We start from the raw sequence: 23,718 nt of genomic DNA on the forward strand, positions 1-23,718 counted from the left end.
TCAACTTCCCGGTGAGTATTTACACTCGGCTGGGGCCAGAATCTGAGGAACCTCCTTAGAAATGAGCGAACCGGGAGTAATTAGGCGGCTCATTGGTCATTACCTCCTGAGAAGTCCATCGGGCTCTTCGGGAATTGGGCATCACCCTTAAAGATACACTCCACCACCAGCGGGTCACGAGCCGCAATTCGTCGCCGTGCCTCCAGCAGTGTCCAGCCATACTTGGCTGCCATCTTGCGACAACAATCCTCATTGATGGCAAAGTGGCTGGTCGTGCTGCGATCGCTGCTCTGGGTCATGACTGCCCCCCTGGTTCCTGGTCGGTGGGCTTCTCTGCCTGACGCTTTCGGGCCTCTAATGTGACGATCGCCGCAGCCAAGTTAGCTACGGTACGCACTTCCTCATCAGCCCATTTTTCTAGGAAGTCGTAAACATCTCAGCCACTATCGAGCTAAGGCTAGTCGCCAGTTGGGCCATGAAATAGCCATTACCGAGATAAACGCCGCCCTGGCCACCCACGCACATCTGCAGCAAACTATAGGAAAGGCTCGCAGACACGCTCGATAACGACTGTAGGGAGCTTGACCAGGAAGACAGTCGAGGGTGGTCAGCTCATTCACGACTTAATAACGACTTGCGCTATACGGTCGGCCCCTCCATTGCTGTCTTTCTTCGAGCAGCAGAGTGAGCTACCCAGGGGGCTACGCCACTTCACTCCGTTTCATGGCTTCGCGTTTCACACACCACGCCCAGCCTTGGGTTAAGTTGCTGTAGGGTGCGTTGCTGAACAGCAAACGCACCCTATTTTTGGGCATCCTAACGTCAATCCTTGACCTGCATTCTCCCATGCCCAACTATCGAAGACCTGGAATTGCAGGTGGCACCTACTTCATCACCCAAGTCACCTATCAACGCCAGCCCTGGCTGTGTCGTGAGACAGGTCGCCATGCACTACGGAAAGCTATCACTCAGGTTAGAAAAACTCGTCCTTTTGCGATTGATGCCTTTGTACTGGAGTTTAGACTATGGCCATAGTCTAAACTCCAGTACCCTTAGAGCAGAGGATTTTTCACAGTACCCCATGAGACTGCCAACCCATCGACCACCAACCCACCCCGGCGAGATGCTGCTGGAGGAATTTTTGTTGCCGATGGGGCTGTCTGCTGAGGCGCTGGCCGCTTCGATCAAGGTGCCAACCACTTTGGTTGAGGGGGTGATCAGCGGACGGCAGGGACTAACGCCGGGGTTAGCGCTGCGCTTTGCCAAGTTTTTTGCCATGTCTGCGGATTTTTGGCTGACGTTACAGCTCCGGTGGGATCTCTACCAGGCCCAGCAGCAGGAGGCTGAGGCGCTGACCCAGATCCACCCGTACCAGGCAGCCTCGTAGCGCCAAGGAGGGGAGCGATCGCCCCGGTGCACCGCCTATGGCCCCCTCATTTGCCAAACAGCCGGGCGGCACCCTCAACTAAAATGTCTGCTTTGTCTAGCAAGCTGCCGAAAATAACCACAGTGGCCGCTGCAATGATGACGGTGCGTGAGATGGCTAGGTTGTCCCTGGACAGTTGTAAGAACCGCTCTTCCCATTTGTTGGTACGTTCGTCCAGCCGCTGAATATCAGTATCGAGTTTTTGCTCTAGGCGATCCAGGCGCTCAAGAACTTCACTTTGAAAGTCTCTGGATTCTGGCGTTACGGTCATTGGCAATGGCTCCGCCGGAGGAGTTCTACCTCAATCATAGAGGCGATCGCCCGATACACCGCCCACCATGCAGAGAAACCTGGCCATGGGTCATACGTCTCTTACAGGGTCACTCTGCTAAAAGATGAAGCTATCAGGACAGCGCTGATCAGGGTGTTTGTATCGACGACAACCCGATTCTCATGCATTGTCGAGGATGTCGTTCAAAATCTCCTGGGTCAGTCCGCTGGCCTGGGCCTGGGTCTGCATGTCTTGAATGATGGTGTCGAGGAAGCGGTGTTGCATGGCTTGTTTTAGCCAGCGGTTCAAAAGTTGCTGGATCTTGTGCTGTTCGGCGGGGGCGGCTTCTCGGTATGCTTTGGCGATCGCCCCATCGACCTGAATTGCAATGGTTTCCATAGCTGCGCTCCTAGGCAAATGATAGCTATGCTCATCATAGTCAATGCCATAGGCCAGCGGTGCGTTGCGGCCTATGGGAGGGTTTGGCTGGGGGCTGGAGTGGCGATCGCGCTTTAGGGAAAGTAGCGATAAAGCTCTCGACGGTGCAAAACTCGCATGATCTCCAGGGTCTCGCCATTGAGTTCAAGACCGACACGATAGTTACCAACCCGGATCCGACTCGGCCAGAAAACGCATCGCTTCTTCTCGGCTCAGCAGGGGCGTGGCCTGGGCTTCATCCATGGCGTTGCTCAGGCAGTAGTCTTCCAGGTTTTCGGCCAATTGCTCAAGGGAGGTTTCTCCCTGGGGCAAGAGCCGTCGCCACAGGTCGATGGGAATGACGACGGCTTTGGGATTGCCGTCTGGAGCTGTGATGTATGCGATCGCGGTTTCGGCCATGGCTGGTGGGTTTGGATGGTGTTTCCCATGGTACTACGGGGGTAATGGGGGGCTGCGAACACATCCTACAGGCCGTTAGCTAGAAATCGGGTGACTGGGGCGGGGCGAGGGATGGCCGCGGGCGGTGTTGCCATCTCTCTTGCTACACTTCAAGCAGGTAGAGTAATCGCCATTTCTATGCAGAATCTCCCAGTACAGTACGTGTCGGATGAGCAGGGCGAGGTAACCAGCGTTATCCTCTCCATTGAGCTTTGGCGAGATATTCTGAGTGAGCTAGAAACCCAGCATCTGCTTAAAAGTGACACCATGCGTCAGCGGCTGTTGGTCGCCAGACAACGCTCGGTGGGGGTTGCCTTGGAGACCGCGATCGCAGACCTCGGCCTAGAATGAAGTCTGTTGAGTTCGACACTGACGCCCTTGAAGACCTGGCCTGGTGGATTCAGCAGGATCGTAAGACTGCCCTTCGCATCGTCAAGCTAATCAAAGAAATTCAGCGGACGCCGTTTACCGGCACCGGCAAACCAGAGCCGCTCAAGCATGAGCTTCAAGGCTGCTGGTCGCGCCGCATCACCCAAGAGCATCGTCTGGTTTACGAAATCAAAGACGACAAAATTCGCATTTTAGCCTGCCGGTATCACTACTAAGGGTTCGGCAAGTAGGCAACGCGGTACGGCTTGGAGTACCTAGAAACTGGGTCTCTGGGCCAGGGGCAAGGGTTATGACAAGCCAAAGAAGCAACCCGGTTTCTGGCATCGCCGGATATCCTTGAACAAAGATCTTTTTGGCGTTAACGCCTATGTCGTCTCAATCGCGCGGTTTTCTCGCTAACCCGGAGGGGGTGAGGCTGCTACGGGCCGTTAAGGTGATTTGCTATGCTAGCGCTAGCAAGGGTAGTTAAAGGTGATCCACTCATTCCACAATCAGGGCACCGAGGACATCTTCAATGGTAAAGCTTCTAAAGTAGCGAGGGCTGTTTGCCCCCAAGGCCTTTGGAAGCGAGCTACCCGCAAGCTCGACCAGATTGATTCAGCGATTAGCGTTGATGACCTAAAGGTGCCCCCTGGTAATCGGTTGGAATTGCTGAAGGGTAATCGCACTGGGCAGTACAGTATCCGCATCAACGACCAGTACCGCATCTGTTTTGGCTGGTCAGACCAAGGGGCAACTGAGGTTGAGATTGTTGACTACCACTAGTATGAGTGCGTTATGAGAGTGCCAACCCATCGACCACCGACCCACCCCGGCGAAATGCTGCTGGAAGAATTTTTGGTGCCGATGGATTTATCTGCTCAGGCATTGGCAACCTCCATTAATGTGCCAGCTGCCAAGGTTGAGGCGGTGATCAGCGGGCAGCAGGGGTTAACACCAGGGTTAGCGCTGCGGTTGGCTAAGTTTTTTGCCATGTCTGCCGATTTTTGGCTGACGCTACAACTACGGTGGGATCTTTACCAGGCTCAGCAGGAAGAAGCCGAAGCCCTGGCGCAGATTCATCCTTACAAGGCGGCTTCCTAGACTTACTTGGGTTAGGGGTTGGGTTTCTGGCGAGGAGTAAGCGGTGCGTTACGGCGGAGCGTAATCTTGGGATGGGTAGCAAGGGCTGTTGACCGCCTAACGACACCCTACGTGACCCCCAATCCAAAATAACCAATCCAAAATCTAAAATCGCCGGATACCCTTAAACAAAGATCTTTTTGTCGCTAATGCCTATGTCGTCTCAATCGCGCGGTTTTTTGGCCAGCCCGGAGGGGGTGAGGCTGCTCCAGCAGGCCAAGGCGGAACGGGGGTGGACGTTTGCGGCGATCGCCGAGCGGGCGGGGGTGAGTGCGAATACGGTGAGTCGGTTGTTTCACCGGTCGCAGGGGAAGCGGGTGAGTGGGGAGAGTGTGAGGGCGATTAGCCCAGGGCGATGGGGCTTTCTAACCAAGCGTTAGCAACCTACGCCTTCCCTAGCTAGGGGTAGTTTCTAAAAGAATTTGTTGCCAAGAGTTTGGGCTGCGCTGGCTGATGTACAGAACTTCAACCCCCACGACCTTGCCCTCGGCGTTGTAGTCGAGAATGATGCCGTCGCTCACCTCTTCTGATTCAACGATCGCGGTATCGTCGAGACGCAGATATAGGGCATCGTCGTCTTTGTGGACTACTAGCTTCATTTCACTCTCCGGTCAAAAAAGACAGTTACAACTCGCTTTGGGTCAACGGTGGGGTTGACAACGACGCGCAACCAGCGGTTGCCAAAGTCGGGAATTTGCTTGAGATAGTGAGTATTGCCATGGCTATCGGCTAAGGGCAACTGCCTTTGGGGTGCAGATAGCGTTGACTCTACCCAATCTGGCTGAATCGCACGATCCTGCATTTGATAGCGGGCATGTTCGGTGAGTTCAAAGCCTTCTGTCATTATGGCTTGCTGATCGGTAATGTCATTATCAACCCCCATAAGCCGCTCGAGAATAGATACCGAGGAGAGAAACCAGGTTTCTGGGCCAGGGACGAAGGGTTAGGATAAGCCAAAGAAGCAACCCGGTTTCTGGAATCGGCGGATACCCTTGAACAAAGCTCTTTTTGTCGCTAACGCCTATGTCGTCTCAATCGCGCGGTTTTTTGGCCAGCCCGGAAGGGGTGAGGCTGCTTCAGCAGGCGAAGAGGTGGATCTTTGCGGTTGTCTAACTCCCTTAATTGCCCTCGAAAACGGATATGACTCGAAGGTTGGGAACCCGGTACATAGGCTTAGTGGGCTTTTCGGTCGTCAGGAAGTCTTCTGCATTTAGAGCGATCGCAGCGGCGGCGTGCAGAGCATCCATAGCGGCTAGGCCATAGTTGCAGGCGATCGCATGGGCCTGCTGAATCAAGGTGTCGATATCGGTTGCCCAGGTCTCTACTGCACCGAAGAATGTTTCGTAGAATTCGGCCTCAACCATTTTCTGGTTGAAAACAGCCTTGGGCAGCACCTCTAGCCTGACAAATGGGCTTGAAACAAAGACCCGGGCAGGGTCGAACAAAAAACTCAGAGCGGCCTCAGCGATCGCATCTTCCCCACGCGCAGCGGCAATCAAAACGCCTGAATCTACAAAGGTGCGCGTCATTAATCTGGCTCTACGCCTCCACGGCGAGAAGCCAGTTCTTGCTCCAGGGCAGCTTGGCTGAGCAGGGGTTCCCCGCTGGCAACAATTTGGCTACGGAGATTACGGAGGCGATTCGCGAAGCGGTCCGTCCCGGAATCGCCCAGAGATAGTTGTACAGCAGCAGAGGCGACCGGGGCAGAGGGTCGTTTAGTATGAAGGAATTGGATGAAATCCAGCACGGTTTGCTGCTGCTCGGCAGGCAGCGATCGCCAACGCACCAATAGATCTTGTTCTTGGGTCATAGGTCGCTAATGCTCTAGACCCCTATTGTAACCTTGGCCTAGGGGGTGGAGCTTTTCGATGGAGCGGAATCTTGCGGCTGCCTAACGACACCCTACGTGACCCCCAATCCAAAATAACCAATCCAAAATCTAAAATCGCCGGATACCCTTAAACAAAGATCTTTTTGTCGCTAATGCCTATGTCGTCTCAATCGCGCGGTTTTTTGGCCAGTCCAGAGGGGGTGAGGCTGCTTCAGCAGGCGAAGGCGGAACGGGGGTGGACGTTTGTCGCCATCGCCCAGCGGGCGGGGGTGAGTGCGAACACAGTGAGCCGGTTGTTTCACCCAGAGCGGGGGAAGCGGGTAGGTGGGGAGAGTGTGAGGGCGATCGCTGGGGTGTTGGGGGTAGAGGTGGATGCGATCGGGTTGGCAAAAGAAGCTACAGGGGGGGGTGCAGAGGCAGAAAGGCGAATTCAGGCAGCCTTAGAAAGTGGCGCAACTGAGCTTGATTTATCAAGTTTAGGACTAACGGCGATCCCCGAGAGCCTGGAGAAACTGGTCAATCTGACTCGGCTTTACCTCGACTCTAATCAACTAACTGCAATCCCCGATAGCTTGGGGAAGCTAGTTAGTCTGATGGAGCTTAGCCTCTTTGAAAATCAACTAACAGAGATTCCCGAAAGCTTGGGTCAACTCACAAATCTAACTCAGCTTCACCTCGACTCTAATCAACTAACTACGATCCCCCAAAGCCTAGGTAAACTCGCTAATTTGACGGAGCTCAGCCTCTACCAAAATCAGCTAACGACGATCCCCGACAGCCTGGGGAAGCTCGCCAATTTGACGAAGCTCAGCCTCTTCGAAAATCAACTGACTGCGATCCCTGAAAGCTTGGGAAAGCTTGCTAGTCTGACGGAGCTTAGTCTTGCCAATAATAAACTGATTGCGATCCCCGAAAGCCTGGGAAAAATCACCAATTTGACTCAACTTTACCTCCACTATAATGAACTGACAGCGATCCCCGAAAGTCTGGGTCAAATCGCCAATCTGACGGAGCTTAGCCTCTTCAAAAATCAACTGAATGTAGTCCCCGAAAGCCTAGGTCAATTGGCCAATCTGATGGAGCTTGACCTCTCCCAAAATCAACTGATGGCGATCCCTGATAGCCTGGGGCAACTGGCCAATCTGACGGAGCTTGACCTCTCCCAAAATCAACTGACGGCGATCCCTGATAGTCTGGGGCAACTGGCCAATCTGACTCGGCTTTATCTCCACCAAAATCAACTGACTGTGATTCCTGATAGTCTGGGGCAACTGGCCAATCTGACTCGGCTTTATCTCCACCAAAATCAACTGACTGTGATCCCTGATAGTCTGGGGCAACTGACCAATCTGATTAGGCTTTCTCTCTCCAAAAATCAACTGACGGCGATCCCTGATAGCCTAGGGCGATTGACCAACCTGACAGAGCTTTCCCTCTATCAAAATCAACTGACAATAATCCCTGAGAGCCTGGGGCAACTGGCCAATCTGACAGAGCTTTACCTCGACAAAAATCAACTGACGACGATCCCCGCTTTTGTTGAAAAATTAACTAAGCTTGAACGCCTAGATATAACCCATAACGGGCTTTCAATCTTGCCTAATTTTCTCTTAAATCTCTCTAGTCTAAAAACGCTTTTACTCCACGGAAATAAAAAGCTGGGCATTTCCGATGAAGTCCTTGGCCCTACTGATCAAGACGTTAATAATGGAGCAACCGCTGCCAACCCCCAAGATATTCTCAACTATTATTTTCGAGTACTAGCCCATTGTCAGCCTCTCAACGAATCCAAGCTCATTCTGGTGGGCTTTGGTGCGGTGGGAAAGACCTCCTTGGCCAATCGCCTGATCTATCAGAACTTTGACCCAAAATCTGCCAAGACTGAGGGCATTCAAATTACTCAGTGGCCGATTACACTCAACGACTCCGAAGATATCACGCTTCATGTGTGGGACTTCGGTGGGCAAGAGATCATGCACTCGACCCACCAGTTCTTTCTCACCGAGCGCAGCCTGTACCTGCTAGTGCTCAACGGTCGTCAGGGGCATGAAGATGCTGATGCCGAGTACTGGCTCGAACTTATCCAGGGCTTTGGCGGCAGCTCCCCCGTGCTGGTGGTGCTCAACAAAATTCAGGAGCACCCGTTCGATGTCAACCGGGGCGCATTGCAGCAAAAATTCCCCAACATTCGCGGCTTCCTGCAAACCGACTGTGAAACCGGGTTTGGCATTGACCAGCTCCGGGCCGCCATCGAGCGAGAGACCGACGCCCTGGAGCACCTGCGCGATCCTTTCCCCGCCAGTTGGGTGGCGATCAAAGATCGGCTGTCGGCCATGGCCCAGAACTACATTTCCTTCGAGCAGTACCGGGAATTGTGCAAAACCGATGGCGAGACTGACTATGGGGCGCAAGACTCCCTCGCTGTCCACCTCCACAGCCTCGGCATTGCCCTCAACTACAAAGACGACCCCCGCCTGCGCGATACCCACGTGCTCAACCCCTACTGGGTCACCAGCGGCATCTACACCCTGCTCAACGCTGACGAGCTGGCCCATGCCAAGGGCGAAATGGAAGCCGCCTGCCTGGGCCGCCACTTGGACAGCCAAAACTACCCGCCCGAGCGCCACGGCTTTTTGCTGGAGCTGATGCGCAAGTTCGAGCTGTGCTTTCGCTTTCAAGATGACGAGCATCGCTACCTGATTCCCGACCTACTGGACAAGCAGCAGCCCGCTGCCGCTGCCGAGTTTGACCTGGCCCAGTGCCTCAACTTTCGCTACGAGTATCCGATTTTGCCGGAGGGGTTGCTGCCCCGGTTCATTGTGCGTACCCACGTGCTGAGCCAGCACCAACTGCGCTGGCGCACCGGGGTGATTCTCACCTTTGAAGGCAACCGCGCCCTGGTCAAGGCCGACCCCCAGGATCGCTGTGTGGCCATCAGTGTGGATGGCCCCATGGCCAGTCGGCGCAGGCTACTGGCGGTGATCCGCTCCGACTTTGAGCGCATCCACCGCAGCTTTAAGTTCACCCCCAAAGAGCTGGTGCCGGTGCCGGGGCATCCTGATGTAACCGTGGACTACAAAGAGCTGCTGGTACGGGAAGAGCACCGCCAGACCAGCTTTGATGTGTTCACGGGGGAGGGGCTGATCAGCCTCAACGTGCGCGACTTGCTGAATGGGGTAGATTTGGAGGGCAGCCGCCCACCTACCATCGCCATGGATCGCCACAGCCAAGCCCTGCGTTTGTTCTACAGCTATTCCCACAAAGACGAAACCCTGCGGGATGAGCTGGAAACCCACCTGAAGCTATTGCAACGGCAGGGGTTGATCCAACCCTGGCACGATCGCCGCATTCTGCCGGGCGATGAGTGGGCCGGGGACATTGACGACAACCTGAACCGGGCCGATATCATTCTGCTGCTGATTAGCGCCGACTTTATCGCCTCTGACTACTGCTACGACTTGGAAATGAAGCGAGCAATGGAGCGGCACCAGGCCGGGGAAGCTCGGGTGATTCCGATCATCGTCAGGCCGACGGATTGGAAAGATACGCCGTTTAGCAAACTCCAGTGTTTACCCAAGGATGGCAAAGCGGTAACCCAGTGGGTTAATCGCGATGGGGCCTGGCTGAATGTGGAACAGGGCATCAAACAAGTGGCGGAGTCCCGACGGACCAACAGGACTTAACCCAACCAGGACAGGGCATGAAGGATGGTCCACTCCTCCTGAGTGGGGATCTACCAGCGATCGCACCTGCGAGCCCTGGGCAGCAATGTCCTGGTCTCAGCCTTAATCACAAAGCTTTTCATGGCGGTTGGGCAAGGTCTCTGCCCGATAAAATAGCATTACCGGTCCAGCTAAATCTGTGTGCATCATGCGAGTGCCCGCCATTATCAGCATCAGTTTGGGGGTGCTGACCCTGTTAGCCATTGCGCTGCTCCAAGGGCCGGCTAGGGAGCCCGCCTCGGCTGACTGGGTGACCTGGACAGCGCCCCTGGAGGTTGCCCAGGGCGATGCCCGGCGGGGACCGTGGCAGATGAATGACTCAGAGTTTCACTATGTCGATGATCCCACGGTGGCGATCAATGACCAAGGCATTATCGGTGTAGCCTGGGCCGACCAGACTCAGCAAGATATTTTCTTTCAACGATTTGGAGCCGACGGCCAACCCCAACTAGAGCAGCCTGTCAATGTCTCTAGGAGTCCAGAGGTTTTTTCCTGGTTGCCGCGGCTGGTGATTGCCACAGATGATGCCCAGAATATCTATATACTCTGGCAAGATATTGTCTTTTCGGGGGGCTCCCACGGGGGTGAAATCTTCTTTTCCCGCTCTACCGATGGCGGTCGCAGCTTTAGTCCACCGATGAATTTGTCCAATACGGTGGCGGGGGCAGGCAAGGGGCGACTCAGTGCCAATCGTTGGGACAATGGCAGCCTAGATTTGATCAAGGCGTCAGGGAATATATATGCAGCCTGGAGCGAATACGAAGGTCGACTCCAGTTCAGTCGTTCCATGGACAATGGCCAGCACTTTTCAGCACCAATCACCCTTGCCGGGCCAAATCCCCCCGCCCGCGGACCAGCCCTAGCGGCAGATGCGGCGGGCGCACTATACCTGGCCTGGACTGTGGGAGAGGATGACGCAGCGGATATTCACATCACCCAGTCCCAGGACCAGGGGCAGTCGTTTCAGCCGTCCCAGGTGGTCCATCGGTCTGAGGGCCACTCGGAAGCGCCCAAAATCGCTGTAGATCGCCAGGGAACGCTGCATCTGGTCTATGGAGAAAGTCCAGCGGGGCGACGGCAACGCTACCACATCCGCTATACCCAACGTGCCCCGGAAGCCGCAGAGTTCTCTCCCCCCAAGGCCATCGCCGCCGACCATAGCGACACCTATCAAAGCGTTAACTTTCCGGCGTTGGGCCTAGATGCCGACGATACCCTTTACGTGCTGTGGGATCTGTTTCCCCGCTGGCGCGACCGGCCCCGGGGCCTGGGGCTCACCCGGTCTCAGGATGGTGGCCAGAGTTTTGCCGACCCCATAGCGATACCGGCTACCCTCAACCCGGAGTTAGGGGCAATGGGTAGCCAGCAGGGGCTCCTAATGCGCAAGCTGGCGGTGAATGAAGACGGAGCGATCGCTATTGCCTACAGCACCTTTCGCCCTCAAACCGCCAGCCACATTTGGCTCATCCGCGGGCAGCACTAAGCTTTGATTATTTCTTCCCCCTCAGTCCTGGGTCGATTCATCCAGGGCTGCCACCACCTGGTCATAAATTTCGCTGGCGTGGTCGGGGCTGGTACCAATGCAGGTGAGGCCTAGCTTGCCATATTCAGACAGGCAGCCTATCAGGTGAAATGCGGCACCGACGCCACTGATAGAGTTAAAGTGCAGTTGTTTCGAGACAATAATATCCATCAGGTCGCTGGGCAGTAGCCCCCGGTAGTGGGGCTTTTGCAGGTTGTCGGAGGCACGGTAATAGCGCACCTGCTCCTGCTTGGTATAAAATAAGCCGTCTTCTTGGCTAAACCGGCCTTCAGTCAGCATTTTCATCGCCATCAGGGGATGGGTGGTGCCCCCTTTGCGCAAGTTGATTTCAATCGCCTGTAGATCCCACTGGGGCGCAGCAGCATCCCCCTGGGGGACGGCAATAAAGTCGACCCCGTAGCGTTCTAGGGCGCCTTCTTTGGCTAGCTCATGGCCGATCCGCTGACCCATCTCTTGAATCGCCAACCGATAGTCGGGCCGGGCCGGAAACGAGCAACCCAGAAAAATTTGACCATCGGGACCACCCAGCTCTTGGTCGTGGGTGGAGAGAATTTCCACATCCCCCAGGGGGGTGACTCGGCCCTGAACGCTGGGGGATTGCTTGTGGTCGCCTTCCACAAAGGCTTCGGCGATCGCCCCCAGGACTGGCACTTTGGTGGCAAAGTGGGGCCAGGTTTCCGTCGCACATTGAAAGCTGAGGTGATGAAACGCATCGATTAGCCCCTGGGCGCGATCGCGGTGGCTGACGGTGCCTGGTGCAATCCCATGCAAGGGACGCAGGTCAAGGATGGCGTTGCCTTCTCCCGAAAAGCCCTGATTGAGCTTGATCACTATCCGCTTCAGGCTAGGATCTTGCTCCCACACATCGGCGGTGACCTGGGCCAGTTCGGTTTCTGAAAACACCAGTTCGCTGCCAATGGGATGGGGAATGCCGCAGCGCTGAAAGATGTCTCGACTGCCGCTTTTGGTACCCCAATGCAACAGGTCTGGATCCAAAGCCAGCAGGGGTAGCCCCAGGGCCAGGGACAACTCCCGTTCCAGGGGAGTGGTGTTGTAGCAGGTCATGTAGCCCTGCTGGGGGTCAACGGCTTTGCGGATGCGGGCGAGTAAGCGGGGCCGCTCCAGCAGTTTTTGGGTCAGGGGCTTGCGGGAACTGTCATAGGCCGCAAATAGGGTCAACCGTTCCCGGGCATGGGAACTGGGGATACCGGGCAGCAGTTCCAGATAGTAATCCACAATGCTGGGGTGCAGCGGCTGGGAGGTGACATACACCAGGCGAGTGTTGGGGTTGCGCAGTCGAATCAGCGAAAAAAGCAACCGCTCTTCGTAGTGGTTGACCCCCTCGATCTTTTGTAGTTCCTCTTGATCGAGGCTGAGGGAGGGGATCACTAAGATGTGACGTTCTTCTGTGTCGAACTCGTCGGTAGAACACCAGCGATCGCGCAGGGCTGACTGCAAGTGTCGAAAATGTGAGGGGGAGACTGCCTGGGGTGTTGATAGGTCTGGGGCGACTGCCGTTTCCTTTGTCATTACTATATTAGGACTCCTGCCCTCTGGAAAGGGGTACTGTCACTTGACGGGCTTGACATGAGTATAGCCCGACGCCCTAACCCCTAGTCCTCTACCTCAAGGACAGACTCAAGGACAGAGAATATCAGCGCGTATCAACATGGGCTTAGGGGATGAGCTTAGCTTTTAACTCGTCTTTGATCCGGTTCAGAATTGAGGTTTCGTCGAGGCTATCGAGAATATGACTGATCACCGCTTTTGGTCCATCCGGTCCCCAGGTGGCCCCATTGGTCAGATAGGTTTTGGTCACCTGGCCGATGCTGTAGGTGGCGACTCCGGCCACCCCCGCCTGGGCCATGGCCACCGGAATGTAAGGGGCCAGGGACAATCCCCCCGTGGCCACCGCTGACACGCCTAGTACACCTTTCAGGGAGCTGAGCCCCAGGGTGACCACCAGCTCACTGATGCTAATTCCCCCCAATCCCAAGGCGATTTGCCGCAGCAGCTTAATGGCGGCTGCCTGGGTCATTGGCAAACCATACAGCCGCGACAACACTACAATCAGGGCGACATCAATGATCGCCCCGCTAACCAGATCGGCCAGGGTGATGGGGTTGAGGGCTACGGCCACCGCTTTGATTTGGGTGCCATTCCAGATGGTGTCATCGGCGATGCGATCGCAGATTTGCCGCTTGCGCTGCAAAATTTCGGCGCTCACGGTATCGGCATACATCAGCGTATTCAGGGCAATTAGGGCCTTGCCCTCCCGCTGCAGAATGTCCAGAATTTTTAGCTTTAACTCATCCACCTGGGGCTGGCCCCGCACTGTTTGGTAGGTGACTGGGCCATCCGCTTGGGGCACAGCTCGCACCACTAGGGGCGAGGATGCGGCCATCACAATCTCATCGGGGGAAATCAGGTCTTGCAGTCTGCGATCGCGTAAGGTTTCATAAATCACCTGCCGGTCAGCCTCCGGGTACTGATCCACCTTGTTAAACACCAGCAACATCGGTTTGCTGGCCTGGCGTAATGCCTTCAGCGCCTCGTATTCTACCCGGGTCACATCCCCGGCGATCACAAACAAAATTAAGTCCACCTGTGCCGCAATCCGGCGGGCCAGGGCCTCCCGGTCTTCCCCCGCTACCTCGTCTAGCCCTGGGGTGTCGATCAGCTCAATGCTAGACTGGCCGACACTTTTCAGGGACACCCGCAGCAGGTCCGGGGTATCTCCTTCCAAAGTTTCACGGCTGACTGACCAGCGGGTGCTTTCTACCACCTGGGTGACCCCGTGGGTGGGGCCGGTTTCAAACACCTCCTCCCCTAGCAGAGCATTCAGCAGCGACGACTTGCCTCGCCCCACCAAACCAAACACCGCAATGTGCACCACCGTGTGCTCTAGCTTATCCAGCAGACCGCTGAGGCTTTGCATGGCATCTTCTAACCCCGCCTGTTCCCGGGGGGTCAGCTTCAGCCGTTGGATTAAGTCCTGCAGGGCATCTTGAGCCCGGCGGTAGTTGAGATCATCTTGCAGGTCCTGAAATTCTCCCACCAGGTCCCCTAACTCTTGCTCAACCGCATCCCAGGTGGCGGCATCCACCGAATCCACCGAATCCGCCGGATGAACAGAATCCACCGAATCACGCTGACTCAATGCTTGGGATGGCGCCTGCGACTCTTGCACCATCTGGTCCAGGGCCTGCTCCACCTCTTCCCAAATCAGGGAATCGGCGGTGGGTTTTAGTAGCGGTGGTTCGGAATCGGTCATGGGAACTGAGGCCTGAAGCTAATAGGTTTAGCATAGCGAAACCATCCAGCCGTCACGATTGTCAAGCCTCCTACGGCACCCTAATGTTTAGCACTGGCACTGCACAGTACCCCAATGTATGGTCAGCCAACCCTTTCTAACACCTGACACCTAACACCCTCTGTATAGATGATCGTGTCTTTGCCAAGTGCTATTGGATACCAGGTCCTGTTGTCACAGGGACGCCATCCCAGCTAAAACTAGGGAATCCAATGATGGGACTACCCCATGGCCACACGCCCCTCCCACGCCCAAGATCGGGAACGCCTTAAGGTTTTGTCGATTTTTCACTTTATTGTCGCTGGGCTGGTGCTGGCCCTGTCGCTGTTTTCGCTGATTTTTGTGGCCATTGGGGGTGCGGTGCTGCTGGACCCAGCCAGTTTGGGCACCACAGACAATGATCCGCCCGCTGCCTTGGCTGGGGTGATCTTTTTAGTGATTGGTGCGGCCTTTTTGTTGTATGGCTTCATTCTGGCGGTGGCCCTGGTGCTGTCAGGCCGTTGGCTGCGGCAGCAAAAGCACTACTGGTATAGCGTGGTGATCGCCTGTGTGGCTCTGCTGTTTACCCCCATAGGCACGGTGCTAGGGCTGATCACGCTGGTCATCCTGCTGCAAGATTCAGTCCGAGAGCTGTATGGGGTTAATACTGAGACGACTCCCCCTACTTAGAATGGCACTGAGTTAAGAGCGGTGGGCAGTGTCCCTCCAGCCCTGTCAAGGTGAGCTTTGACCTGAGTAGGGTGCATGGGCGGATCATATAAAAAAATAGAGATGTCCCCAGATGTCTTAGATGTTGAGATAAAGTCCTACCCCAGCACGGTTGACATACTGAATCAAGAGGTTAAGTTGTTTCTTGAACATTCGTAATGTTGATTTATGTTTACCCCTCGTTTCTGGTGTCAGGCTCGACAGCTGCGCCAAATCGCCCTTGCCACTCTAGTGGCGGCTTTGGTGGTGCTGACGCACCCGCTGATGATCAGTCAGGGGATGGCACAAATGATTCCGCTGCCGGGCTTGCCGCCCGCTAGTGAGCCTTTGCCGAGTGATGTGCAACGCGATGGGCAGTTGGAATCAGCTGGCATCTATCTGGATGGGGAAGAGCTATTTCGAATTGCCTCGCCAGCGGTGATGAATCGAACCGAAGTGGGTGACCAAATTCCAGTGGAAACCCGGGCTGAGCAAATCCAAGCTAACTTGAGACGTCTGCTTATTCCCCCTCATCACGCGAATAGTCTGCAGCTGAATCCAGAAACGATGGAGGTGGTGATTGAGACGGTTGATCGCTATCCCGTGCTGATGGTGGACGATGTGGGCCTGGTTGATAAACGGGTGCTGCTGACCGTCACCGATGCCGATGCCGACTACCATGGCACCACCCGTGAAGCCCTGGCAGCAGAATGGGCCGAAATTTTAGGTGGAGGTGGAGAAGAAGCAGAAGAAGGAAAGTTAAGTCAGGCGATCGCCCTGCGGCAGCCTGAGGCCTTTAGACAAGGCTTAATCACCTCGGCTAAGATATTGACCGCTGTGATCATCGTGACGGCACTGTTGGGGGGGATTCGGGTTTGGCTGAAGCGGCGCGAGCAGCATTTGAGTCAGCGACGGGCCGCAGAAGCCGCATTAATCAAAGCTCACGATGCCGTCCCCGGGGATAAACCGACCGAACAGCTCGATTCCCGTTTGCAGGCCGGATTATACCAACACTTGAGTCTGGAGCGACGGCTCCATGGGGTGCGATTGCTGCGATGGCTCTTGTTTTGGGGCATTGCCGCGGCTTGGGCCTTGGGCACCGTCTACGGCTTACGGCTGTTTCCCCAGACACGCCAGTTCGCCAGTACCCTAGTTTTCGCACCAATCATGGTTTTGGTGGTCTGGTTTGTGGTCGGGCTGGCCGATCGGTTGATTAACCTAGCGGTTGATCGCTTTATGCAAAAGGTGGTTAAAGGTCAACCGCTGAATTCTACCAATTTACAGCGCATCCACACCCTGGCTCAAGTGATCAAGGGGGTAAAGATGGTGCTGATTTATACCGCTGGTTTGCTGTGGGTCTTGCAATGGCTCAACCTGGTGCCAGGATCGGTCATCGCCATTGGTACGCTGGTGGCTTTATTGCTGTCCTTTGCGGCCCAGAACCTGGTGAAAGACCTGGTGAATGGCTTTTTTATTTTGCTGGAAGATCAATTTCGCATTGGCGATGTGGTGATGATTGGCGACATCGATGGCTTTGTGGAAAACCTGAATCTGCGGATTACCCAATTGCGTAACCCGGCCGGGGAGTTAATTACGATTCCCAATAGTTCGATTGCCCATGTTAGAAACATGACCCGCAACTGGTCACGGGCGACGGTGGATGTAGAGGTGGCTTACAACAGCGATATCGATTTGGCCCTGGCGGTGATGCAAGATACCGCTGACGCCATGGCCACTGATCCTAAGTGGCAACCGCTGATTCTCGATACCCACGAGTTCTTGGGGGTTCAAGAAATTTCCCACACCGGGGTGCTAATTCAGATTTGGATCAAGACCATGCCACTGAAGCAATGGCTGGTGGCCATGGAGTTTCGCCGACGGCTGAAGTTCGCCTTTGACCAGAACAACATTCAAATTGGTACTCCCCGCCAGGTGTGGCTCCAAGAGGGAAACTTACCCCCAGAACAGCCCCAGCCGATGCACACCATCAATAATCAATAACGCTGGCAGGGAGATGATCTGAACGGTAGGTGGGCAGGTTGGCCCCCCTACCCACCCGCCGCTTTTATACCGGCTGCCCTTGCTTTAGGGCCGCTAGCACCGTGTCGTGAATGGCCCCATTGCTGACCACCACCCCCTGATTGTTGGGAAAACGGGCGGCGGTGCCAAAGTCTAGGGGTTTACCGTGCATGTCGGTAACCTTGCCCCCGGCTTCTTGTACCACCAGTACCCCAGCGGCATGATCCCAGATTTTCTCGCGGTAGTCTGGGGATTTGGGGGACGGCAGGCGCAAGTAGAGGACGGCTTGCCCGGCGGCCACGGCGGCATATTTGGCCTGGCTATCCATGCGCATGGAGGGGGCGGTAATGCCCACGGCTTTGGCGATCGCGCTTTGCTGGTCTTGGTTACCGTGGCCCGATTCCACACTTTCCACAAACCGTAAGTGGGCAGTGTCATCAGCGCTGGCCACCTGCAACGGCTGGGGCTCCCCACTGGCTAGGGGCATCATTATGGTGCCTTCCCCCCGCACCGCCACCAGTAGTAGGCCAGTTTCGTTCCCAAAGCTTAGAAAGGGGCAACCCAACACCCCGACTTTAAGATCGCCATCTTCGACCAGAGCCAGGGCGATCGCATATTGATCTCCCCGCAAAAAGCCCTTGGTGCCATCAATTGGGTCCAGGGTCCAATAGCGACGGGCCACATCGCCGTTGCCATGGTCAATCCAGCTCAGCACATCGCTGTCGGTGGCCCCAGGCTGCACCCCCTGCACCTGTTGGGTGACCTGGCTCAGTACCGGGGCCATGGCCGGTTGGCGCAGGTCCTTGGTGTCTTCTTCCCCCACCACCGGGTCAGCGGGAAACGCCGCCGCCAGAGCCTTGCAGATCACCGCCTGGGCACCGTAGTCAGCGATGGTCACCGGGCTTTTGTCATTTTTTTCGATGGCAGCGGGCACCAGCCCCTGACGCACCGCTTCACAGAGCTGAGCCGCCTGGGTCACTGCCGCGATCGCCACCTGTTTTTCTAAGTCGTAAGCCATAAATTTTTCGATATAGAAATAACGTCACCCCAGCATAGGCCAGCCGTCTGACCCCTGGCCAGGGGGCTTGGCTATCTTTACGGTTTCTAGACTGCCGCTAGGGATGTTGTAGGGTGTCTTCGCGCCATAATACCCCAGTTCACAGGCCTCTCTAAGGCAAGACTAGGTGGCTGGGTTAGTGGGCTTCGCTATGAGCTATTTAGCCTTGAGCCATGGTTCGTTTGATAAGCTGGAAATATTAACCAGGCTACGCTGACCTATGACTCTCGCTGTCAATCCATCCATTCGCCAAACGCCCCTCAGCTGCGCGGCAGTCAGACAATTATCTCTGCCACTTTTCCAGAGCTGAACCTAACGGCGGAGCAGATCTTAGGTCGGGGACGCTAACTGGATTGGCGATCGCCCCAATGCAACTCGCTGAACTTGACTGGTTTCTAGAAAGACTAGGCTACCTAAAGCAGCTTGAGTATTGACAATGCAGGATTTATTCGTAAACGTCCCTGCGGTGCTTGCACCGGCCTAAAATAATAATTTGTTTGTCATCATCAATTTTATAGCGCAGACGATAGTCGCCAATTCGAATGCGGTATTCGGCTTCTACTCCCTTTAGCTTAAGGGAGCCAGGAGGGCGAGGCTCGTCTGACAGGAGCCGGATCTTTTTGAGGATGCGCTGGTAAACCTGCTCTGGCAACTTATCTAATTGCTTTTGTACGCTTTTGGGCACAACGATGGAATAGCTCATGCTGTCCGCTGTGACCGTTGCGAGGTGTATTCCTCTAGGGTGACAAACTCTCCGGCTGCGTACTCGGCATAGGCAGTAGCTACTTCAGCTTCTTCCTCAGCATCAAAGGAGTCATCAGCAGCGTCTTGTAGGTCGCTATCGAGAAAGTCCCAGAGGCGTTGCTTGTCGGCGGGGCTGAGGCTGGCGATCGCCTGCAAAAGAAAGTCGAAGGGAATCGCGAGGTTAACGGTTTTGTCCATGGAAGGTTCTCCGTCAATGCTTCGGGTAGCAACCTGCACAAGGTTGGAGCTTCACCATTGTATCAATGGGTTGGTGGGTCTCGCGACGAGCAGCGCGATCGCCGCTAGGGCAGAGGGGGCGTTGGTGGCTGTGGGCTAAGGGGTCGCCCCAACGCAACCCGCTAAACTTGCCTGGTTTCAAAGAAAATTAGACGACCTGGAAGAGTTTGAGTTTAGTAGTAAACAATGACTATCCCGTCTACCCCGTCTGGTGGTTTTCGATAATTTGACAAATTGTTTTGTCTGAGATATCACCCTGATCAGATTTGGAGTAGATAGTCACCAGAATGATCTTGTTTTGGGTCTTTAGATAATAGATCACTCGGTAACCACCGCTCTTACCACGCTGGGCATCGCTATTCCTGAGTCGTACTTTAAAGACTGCATAAGCAATGCCTGAAATTTGGTCGCCGGGGCATTCCCCTACCTGTAGCTGATCTAGCAAGGGTTTCAAATCTGAGCGAATGTGGCGATAGCGCTTGGCCAGGGCACGGAGGTTACGCTTGAAGTCAGACGAAACCTCAAGCTCAATTGACGGGAGCTCACTCGGCATCAATGCCGTCCCACAGCTCGGTGAGGGGGATGGTTTGGCCGGTCATGGCTTCGTGCCAGCCCTGGCGAAAGCTTTCTTCAGCGCTTTTGAGGGTGACGCTTTCGCGAAAGAGCCGCACGATCTGCAATAGGTTGGGCAGGTACTCGGGAGGCATTTGCTCGATCTCTTGCATTACAGCATCGAGCACGACGTTAGTAGGGGTCATGGGGGAGCCTGCGGTCATGGGACGTGGGCGAACAACTCTACTAGTGTAACCTTTGCGCAGGGGCCGCTAGGGCAGAGAGGCGCTGGCGGCTGTTACGCTGACCAGTCTGCAACTACCAAGCCTGCTATTTGCTTAAAATCTGAGGTATTGCGGGTCAGAAGAGTTGCTTGGAGTGAAATCGCGATCGCAGCAATTTTCAGATCCATTGTGCCAAGGCGAGGATAGGCTTTTCGTAACGGTGTGTAAGATGCGCTGACCGGCTTGATTCTTGCGCTGGATGAAGCTGAGGTGATCGGTATCGAGGATGTACATACCGCAGCAGCTACTCAATCAGCGGTCTTGCGCCAGTCTTGCCCAAAGCTCATCGCGGCATCAAAGCTAGGATCGTTTTCAAAGCTGCCTGCGATCGCTGACCACCAGGGAGCTGGCTTCTGCAAAAGACTAGACAACACCTGTTTGAGCTGAGCCAGTTCTGTCTCCAGGGCCGCGACTCGTGCTTCAAGGTGCTGGGAGCGCTCTTCGAGTTGTTGAGAAGTCATGGCGGCAGGTGTGAAGGCTTTTGCATATTATAGCGATCGCCGCTAGGGCAGAGGGGGCGTTGGTGGCTGTGGGGGAAGGGGCGATTGTGCGCTGCACACGCTTTCTCTTGCAGAGACGCTCCGCGAACGCGATCGCCCCTATCCAACCCGCTAGACTTGACTGCAAGGAAGACTGGTCTAGGCATAGTGCTTAGTTTTAATTTGAGTAATGCCTACATTTTTAAGTGGGTCTACAAGCGCATTCTAAACTCGTTGCATAATAAAAGCTTTAATTTCTTTGGCAAAATTAACGGCTCTCTCAGCTTCTTGAAAAGTAGGCTCATCAAGATCGTCATCTGGATATCGAACGCCGGTTGCGTAGTCCTGAAGTTCTGAGGCTATATCAATAATTTCCGAAAATGCGGGGTCTTGATCTACACAAAGCCGAGTTAGATAGACCAGTTCGTGGACAAACTTAAATGAAACGCTGCGTAAAATAAGATAGCCCTTGAGATATTTCTCTGCACATTGTTGGGCGTGGTAGCAGACAATATCCAGTAAGGGATTGGCGGTTTTGAGCAGTAACTCAGCAGCTCGTAAGTCAGCTTCTGCTTTGGTAAACCAGGCGTCAGGCTGGTTGCTTTTGGCGGTCATAGAGCACAACTCCTTCGGTGGTCACCTGGTGAGCAAAGCTACCGGGCACCTGTTCCCAATCTTTGATGGCCTGAGCTGAGCGAACAATAATGTCAATGGGTTCGGTATAGTCTTGGGCTAGCATTTTGAGGATGGGGGCACTGCGTTGGCCGCGAGGGGGAAGGGTGTCTACAACAACGAGGAGGTCTAGGTCGCTGTGGGGGTGGGCTTCGCTGCGGGCATAGCTGCCAAAGAGAATGATTTTCTCGGGCTGGAAGCGATCGACGATGCGATCGCTGATTTGTTGAATAGTGGCTTGGGTAAGCATGGCAGATTGCCCGCAGGAGAAAGGCGCTGGGTGGCTTCACTATTGTATCAATGGGGTGGTGGGCTCACTGCGGACAGCGCGATCGCTGCTACAGCAGAGGGGGCATTGGTGACTGGGGGGAAGGGGCGATTGTGCGCTGCACACGCTTTCTCTTGCAGAGACGCTCCGCGAACGCGATCGCCCCCATGCAACCCGTTGAACTTGCCCAGTTTCAAGAAAGATTGGTCAAGACTATCGCTCGTTGGGATTCTCAACAGCTAACCCCTCGCTGCTGGCAGCGGCATTGAGTTCGTTGTCGGCTGAGACAAAAATTAAAGGCGGTAAACCGCTTGTTAGGCAAAGGGCGTTGACGGCACAACCGGCAGCTAACTGCACGGCATCATAGCCTCGCAGCCCTCTTGTTTCAGCTAAAGACATGCCCACTTGGATGATATCTTCAGTAATTTCAATGACTTGGTAAGTTGCCTGGAAATCTTGCTTGAACTGAGTGCAGGCCAAAGCAGCATCGGTGAGTTTGATGCTGCCGCTACGGGCTCGTCTCGTAATGGCCGAAACAATTTCAACGCCTGCGATTGCAACTACAAAGCAGTCGTTGCCCAAATCAGGCGAAAACAGGCTTGAAACCCAGTCTGTCCCTGTTTCACGGATATACCGCTTGACCAGGGCGCTGCTGTCCAAGAAATAAACAGCCATCTAGCGCCGCTCATCCAAAATGGTTTGGGACAGGGCTAGGCCCTGGATAGGAACAGGCTGAAAAGTGTTTTGGGTTATGGCAGCGAGTGGACGCACCGATTTTACTAAGCCAGAGGCCTTTAATGCCTGGTGAAGTGTGATCTGTTCTGGAGGCAAGGGTTGGCTAGTTGATGGGATCGCTTGACCGGTAGAGGCATCAGCATCGGCATCAAGACACTGCCGGAGCCGTTGCTTGTCGGCGGGGCTGAGGCTGGCGATCGCCTGCAAAAGAAGGTCGAAGGGAATCGCAAGGTTAACGGTCTTGTCCATGGAAGGTTCTCCGTCAATGCTTTGGGTAGCAGCCTGCACAAGGTTGGAGCCTAACCATTGTATCAATGGGTTGGTGGGGCTCACGGCGGGTAGCGCGATCGCCGCTAGGGCAGAGGGGGCACTGATGGCTGTGGGGGAAGGGGCGATTGTGCGCTGCACACGCTTTCTCTTGCAGAGACGCTCCGCGAACGCGATCGCCTAATTTGATTCTTTTAAGCGACGGCATAACCCGTATGTTCTCGAACATAGGGTGGATGAAACGCTAGCACAATACTCTCTTTAGGTATGCCAGCGGCTACTAGTTCTTCAGTAATACTGCCCTCGATACCATCGTAGTGAATCCAAATTTTGCGATCGCGGATTTCGGCGTGAACCACCATCCCATGAATCCGCCGATTGCCTTGCCAGCCTTCATGCATCAGAAAGAAGTGGTTGCCGTCGCGACTTGCAACCACATAGGTAGACACATCTCCCAAGGTATAGGGTAATTCTGCATAGGATTGCAGCATTTTTTCTAAAGTTGTACGCCACTGGTCTAGGATGTCCATTGAAGAATTTCCTCTGTAGTAGGGTCAAAGACAATGGTGATGACCCAGCCGTCTTTTTCAAGGGCTTTGCGTACGGTGTCGTGAAAGAGGTCTTTGGCTGGCATCGATTGTGAGCTACGGCTACCCCCATTGTAAGGTGAGGGAGGACTAGAGCACTGGATGACATGCGATCGCTACAAAGGGGGCAATTCTTCTCTAGTGGTGAAGTGGTGAGCGATCGCCGCTACGGCAGAGAGGCACTGATGGCTGTGGGGGAAGGGGCGATCGCCTCAACGCAATCTGCTGAACTTACCTGTTTTCAAGGGAAATAGTGCTAATCAGCAGCCACCAGGGGACTTTACGTCTGTCGTAGAAGATCTAACCTCTCAAGAAAAAGAGAGCCTCAAAAGCTTTCTTATCAAAAGCAGAGAAGAAACTAGATCTTCAATAGCCAAGCAATTTATATCATTACTTGGAATCACTGTCACTTCTACAATAGTCCTTTCTGGAATTGTGGTTTTGGCACCTTCAGATGAGGCTGAGCGTGAGAGAAAATTGGCTCTTCCGGTCTGGTTATGCTGCTTTAAACGGAAATACCCACGGCAACAAACCTCTTAACTTGAAATTGTCGAAATTAGAAAAGCCATAACCCAATCGCTTAATCAACTTAAGCTTATTATTTATTCCCTCTACAACTCCATTCGTTATTCTCAA

The 23,718-nt window shown here is 54.6% G+C and carries 34 protein-coding genes and 2 pseudogenes; 12 read left to right on the forward strand and 24 right to left on the reverse strand.

From position 1 onward, the window contains the following. Positions 1–89: 89 nt before the first annotated feature. The gene (locus E1H13_RS23350) at positions 90–299 is read right to left on the reverse strand and encodes a hypothetical protein (protein WP_169617237.1); all 210 of its coding nucleotides are present in this window, start codon (positions 297–299) and stop codon (positions 90–92) included. A 547-nt stretch (positions 300–846) separates the two neighbouring features. On the opposite strand from E1H13_RS23350, the pseudogene E1H13_RS28130 reads away from it, so the two are divergent. Together E1H13_RS28130 and E1H13_RS23365 are read left to right on the forward strand one after the other, a co-directional pair. Further along, positions 847–1,014: pseudogene (locus tag E1H13_RS28130) on the forward strand (transposase); the annotation flags it as partial. A 67-nt stretch (positions 1,015–1,081) separates the two neighbouring features. Next, on the forward strand, positions 1,082–1,387 hold the full coding sequence (locus E1H13_RS23365) for a HigA family addiction module antitoxin (RefSeq protein ID WP_169617240.1): 306 nt from the start codon (positions 1,082–1,084) through the stop codon (positions 1,385–1,387). A 46-nt stretch (positions 1,388–1,433) separates the two neighbouring features. Here the strand turns inward: E1H13_RS23365 and E1H13_RS23370 are convergent, their stop codons facing one another. The 3 genes from E1H13_RS23370 to E1H13_RS23380 all read right to left on the reverse strand — a co-directional run bounded on the left by E1H13_RS23370 (position 1,434) and on the right by E1H13_RS23380 (position 2,534). Continuing rightward, positions 1,434–1,697, reverse strand: a complete 264-nt coding sequence (locus E1H13_RS23370; RefSeq protein ID WP_169617242.1) for a hypothetical protein — start codon at positions 1,695–1,697, stop codon at positions 1,434–1,436. A gap of 180 nt (positions 1,698–1,877) precedes the next feature. Further along, a complete protein-coding gene (locus E1H13_RS23375; RefSeq protein ID WP_169617243.1) occupies positions 1,878–2,096 on the reverse strand; it encodes a hypothetical protein in 219 nt (72 codons plus the stop codon). A gap of 201 nt (positions 2,097–2,297) precedes the next feature. Further along, complete coding sequence (locus E1H13_RS23380) at positions 2,298–2,534, reverse strand: hypothetical protein (RefSeq protein ID WP_169617245.1); 237 nt, start codon at positions 2,532–2,534, stop codon at positions 2,298–2,300. A 177-nt stretch (positions 2,535–2,711) separates the two neighbouring features. Between E1H13_RS23380 and E1H13_RS23385 the strand changes: the two genes are divergently transcribed. From E1H13_RS23385 to E1H13_RS23405, 5 genes are all read left to right on the forward strand, one after another. Beyond that, entirely contained in the window at positions 2,712–2,924 is a 213-nt protein-coding gene (locus tag E1H13_RS23385) for a prevent-host-death protein (protein ID WP_169617247.1), read from the forward strand. Beyond that, positions 2,921–3,178, forward strand: coding sequence for a Txe/YoeB family addiction module toxin (locus E1H13_RS23390; protein ID WP_169617249.1), 258 nt, complete (start codon positions 2,921–2,923; stop codon positions 3,176–3,178). Before E1H13_RS23385 ends, E1H13_RS23390 begins: the two co-directional genes overlap by 4 nt. A gap of 256 nt (positions 3,179–3,434) precedes the next feature. Next, positions 3,435–3,728: a type II toxin-antitoxin system RelE/ParE family toxin gene (locus E1H13_RS27500; RefSeq protein WP_169617251.1), complete on the forward strand. Its 294-nt coding sequence runs from the start codon at positions 3,435–3,437 to the stop codon at positions 3,726–3,728. A gap of 12 nt (positions 3,729–3,740) precedes the next feature. Next, entirely contained in the window at positions 3,741–4,046 is a 306-nt protein-coding gene (locus E1H13_RS23400) for a HigA family addiction module antitoxin (RefSeq protein WP_169617253.1), read from the forward strand. Between the two features lie 194 nt (positions 4,047–4,240). After that, on the forward strand, positions 4,241–4,465 hold the full coding sequence (locus tag E1H13_RS23405; RefSeq protein WP_169617261.1) for a helix-turn-helix domain-containing protein: 225 nt from the start codon (positions 4,241–4,243) through the stop codon (positions 4,463–4,465). Between the two features lie 15 nt (positions 4,466–4,480). Here the strand turns inward: E1H13_RS23405 and E1H13_RS23410 are convergent, their stop codons facing one another. From E1H13_RS23410 to E1H13_RS23425, 4 genes are all read right to left on the reverse strand, one after another. Next, positions 4,481–4,684: a DUF2283 domain-containing protein gene (locus E1H13_RS23410; RefSeq protein WP_169617263.1), complete on the reverse strand. Its 204-nt coding sequence runs from the start codon at positions 4,682–4,684 to the stop codon at positions 4,481–4,483. After that, on the reverse strand, positions 4,681–4,968 hold the full coding sequence (locus E1H13_RS23415) for a DUF4258 domain-containing protein (protein ID WP_206070921.1): 288 nt from the start codon (positions 4,966–4,968) through the stop codon (positions 4,681–4,683). The genes E1H13_RS23410 and E1H13_RS23415 overlap by 4 nt, the downstream gene beginning before the upstream one ends. Before the next feature lie 235 nt (positions 4,969–5,203). Then, complete coding sequence (locus E1H13_RS23420; protein ID WP_169617264.1) at positions 5,204–5,614, reverse strand: PIN domain-containing protein; 411 nt, start codon at positions 5,612–5,614, stop codon at positions 5,204–5,206. Beyond that, positions 5,614–5,895, reverse strand: coding sequence for a hypothetical protein (locus E1H13_RS23425; protein WP_169617266.1), 282 nt, complete (start codon positions 5,893–5,895; stop codon positions 5,614–5,616). Before E1H13_RS23425 ends, E1H13_RS23420 begins: the two co-directional genes overlap by 1 nt. Before the next feature lie 179 nt (positions 5,896–6,074). Between E1H13_RS23425 and E1H13_RS23430 the strand changes: the two genes are divergently transcribed. Together E1H13_RS23430 and E1H13_RS23435 are read left to right on the forward strand one after the other, a co-directional pair. Continuing rightward, the gene (locus E1H13_RS23430) at positions 6,075–9,599 is read left to right on the forward strand and encodes a COR domain-containing protein (protein ID WP_169617268.1); all 3,525 of its coding nucleotides are present in this window, start codon (positions 6,075–6,077) and stop codon (positions 9,597–9,599) included. A gap of 187 nt (positions 9,600–9,786) precedes the next feature. Continuing rightward, on the forward strand, positions 9,787–11,121 hold the full coding sequence (locus E1H13_RS23435; RefSeq protein WP_169617270.1) for a sialidase family protein: 1,335 nt from the start codon (positions 9,787–9,789) through the stop codon (positions 11,119–11,121). A gap of 21 nt (positions 11,122–11,142) precedes the next feature. Here E1H13_RS23435 and E1H13_RS23440 read toward each other — a convergent pair whose 3' ends face one another. Further along, positions 11,143–12,711 carry a peptide ligase PGM1-related protein gene (locus E1H13_RS23440; protein WP_169617272.1) on the reverse strand — a complete coding sequence of 523 codons (1,569 nt, stop codon included), beginning with the start codon at positions 12,709–12,711 and terminating at the stop codon, positions 11,143–11,145. Between the two features lie 145 nt (positions 12,712–12,856). Then, positions 12,857–14,455, reverse strand: a complete 1,599-nt coding sequence (locus E1H13_RS23445) for a DUF697 domain-containing protein (protein WP_240966808.1) — start codon at positions 14,453–14,455, stop codon at positions 12,857–12,859. Between the two features lie 267 nt (positions 14,456–14,722). On the opposite strand from E1H13_RS23445, the gene E1H13_RS23450 reads away from it, so the two are divergent. Both E1H13_RS23450 and E1H13_RS23455 read left to right on the forward strand, forming a co-directional pair. Further along, positions 14,723–15,163 carry a hypothetical protein gene (locus E1H13_RS23450; protein ID WP_169617274.1) on the forward strand — a complete coding sequence of 147 codons (441 nt, stop codon included), beginning with the start codon at positions 14,723–14,725 and terminating at the stop codon, positions 15,161–15,163. Positions 15,164–15,370: 207 nt separating this feature from the next. Next, on the forward strand, positions 15,371–17,182 hold the full coding sequence (locus tag E1H13_RS23455) for a mechanosensitive ion channel family protein (protein WP_169617276.1): 1,812 nt from the start codon (positions 15,371–15,373) through the stop codon (positions 17,180–17,182). Between the two features lie 64 nt (positions 17,183–17,246). Here the strand turns inward: E1H13_RS23455 and E1H13_RS23460 are convergent, their stop codons facing one another. The 13 genes and pseudogenes from E1H13_RS23460 to E1H13_RS23520 form a co-directional block, all read right to left on the reverse strand. Next, complete coding sequence (locus E1H13_RS23460) at positions 17,247–18,218, reverse strand: 3'(2'),5'-bisphosphate nucleotidase (RefSeq protein ID WP_169617278.1); 972 nt, start codon at positions 18,216–18,218, stop codon at positions 17,247–17,249. A 484-nt stretch (positions 18,219–18,702) separates the two neighbouring features. Beyond that, positions 18,703–18,960 (reverse strand): type II toxin-antitoxin system RelE/ParE family toxin, encoded by a 258-nt coding sequence (locus E1H13_RS23465; protein WP_169617280.1) that lies wholly within the window; start codon positions 18,958–18,960, stop codon positions 18,703–18,705. After that, complete coding sequence (locus E1H13_RS23470) at positions 18,957–19,199, reverse strand: hypothetical protein (protein ID WP_169617282.1); 243 nt, start codon at positions 19,197–19,199, stop codon at positions 18,957–18,959. Before E1H13_RS23470 ends, E1H13_RS23465 begins: the two co-directional genes overlap by 4 nt. 238 nt (positions 19,200–19,437) lie before the next feature. After that, positions 19,438–19,791 carry a type II toxin-antitoxin system RelE/ParE family toxin gene (locus E1H13_RS23475; protein WP_169617284.1) on the reverse strand — a complete coding sequence of 118 codons (354 nt, stop codon included), beginning with the start codon at positions 19,789–19,791 and terminating at the stop codon, positions 19,438–19,440. Next, positions 19,781–19,996 (reverse strand): hypothetical protein, encoded by a 216-nt coding sequence (locus E1H13_RS23480; RefSeq protein WP_206070922.1) that lies wholly within the window; start codon positions 19,994–19,996, stop codon positions 19,781–19,783. The genes E1H13_RS23475 and E1H13_RS23480 overlap by 11 nt, the downstream gene beginning before the upstream one ends. Positions 19,997–20,088: 92 nt before the next feature. Next, positions 20,089–20,232, reverse strand: a pseudogene (locus tag E1H13_RS28135) (type II toxin-antitoxin system VapC family toxin); the annotation flags it as partial. A gap of 90 nt (positions 20,233–20,322) precedes the next feature. Beyond that, positions 20,323–20,535, reverse strand: coding sequence for a hypothetical protein (locus tag E1H13_RS23490; RefSeq protein WP_169617288.1), 213 nt, complete (start codon positions 20,533–20,535; stop codon positions 20,323–20,325). Between the two features lie 243 nt (positions 20,536–20,778). Further along, on the reverse strand, positions 20,779–21,168 hold the full coding sequence (locus E1H13_RS23495) for a HEPN domain-containing protein (protein ID WP_169617290.1): 390 nt from the start codon (positions 21,166–21,168) through the stop codon (positions 20,779–20,781). After that, positions 21,143–21,475 carry a nucleotidyltransferase domain-containing protein gene (locus tag E1H13_RS23500; RefSeq protein WP_169617292.1) on the reverse strand — a complete coding sequence of 111 codons (333 nt, stop codon included), beginning with the start codon at positions 21,473–21,475 and terminating at the stop codon, positions 21,143–21,145. Before E1H13_RS23500 ends, E1H13_RS23495 begins: the two co-directional genes overlap by 26 nt. Positions 21,476–21,706: 231 nt before the next feature. Beyond that, complete coding sequence (locus E1H13_RS23505; RefSeq protein ID WP_169617294.1) at positions 21,707–22,168, reverse strand: type II toxin-antitoxin system VapC family toxin; 462 nt, start codon at positions 22,166–22,168, stop codon at positions 21,707–21,709. Next, complete coding sequence (locus tag E1H13_RS23510) at positions 22,169–22,636, reverse strand: hypothetical protein (RefSeq protein ID WP_169617296.1); 468 nt, start codon at positions 22,634–22,636, stop codon at positions 22,169–22,171. It abuts the gene before it with no gap. 53 nt (positions 22,637–22,689) lie between these two features. Beyond that, positions 22,690–23,025, reverse strand: coding sequence for a XisI protein (locus E1H13_RS23515; RefSeq protein WP_169617298.1), 336 nt, complete (start codon positions 23,023–23,025; stop codon positions 22,690–22,692). Continuing rightward, positions 23,013–23,129, reverse strand: coding sequence for an element excision factor XisH family protein (locus E1H13_RS23520; protein WP_169617300.1), 117 nt, complete (start codon positions 23,127–23,129; stop codon positions 23,013–23,015). The genes E1H13_RS23515 and E1H13_RS23520 overlap by 13 nt, the downstream gene beginning before the upstream one ends. 60 nt (positions 23,130–23,189) lie before the next feature. On the opposite strand from E1H13_RS23520, the gene E1H13_RS23525 reads away from it, so the two are divergent. Continuing rightward, complete coding sequence (locus E1H13_RS23525; protein ID WP_169617302.1) at positions 23,190–23,336, forward strand: hypothetical protein; 147 nt, start codon at positions 23,190–23,192, stop codon at positions 23,334–23,336. A 241-nt stretch (positions 23,337–23,577) separates the two neighbouring features. Here E1H13_RS23525 and E1H13_RS23530 read toward each other — a convergent pair. Further along, positions 23,578–23,718 (reverse strand): transposase (locus tag E1H13_RS23530; protein WP_206070380.1); only part of this gene is annotated, 141 nt, incomplete at its 5' end.

The organism is Nodosilinea sp. P-1105 (assembly GCF_012911975.1).
In the GTDB taxonomy this organism is placed as follows: Bacteria; Cyanobacteriota; Cyanobacteriia; order Phormidesmidales; family Phormidesmidaceae; genus Nodosilinea.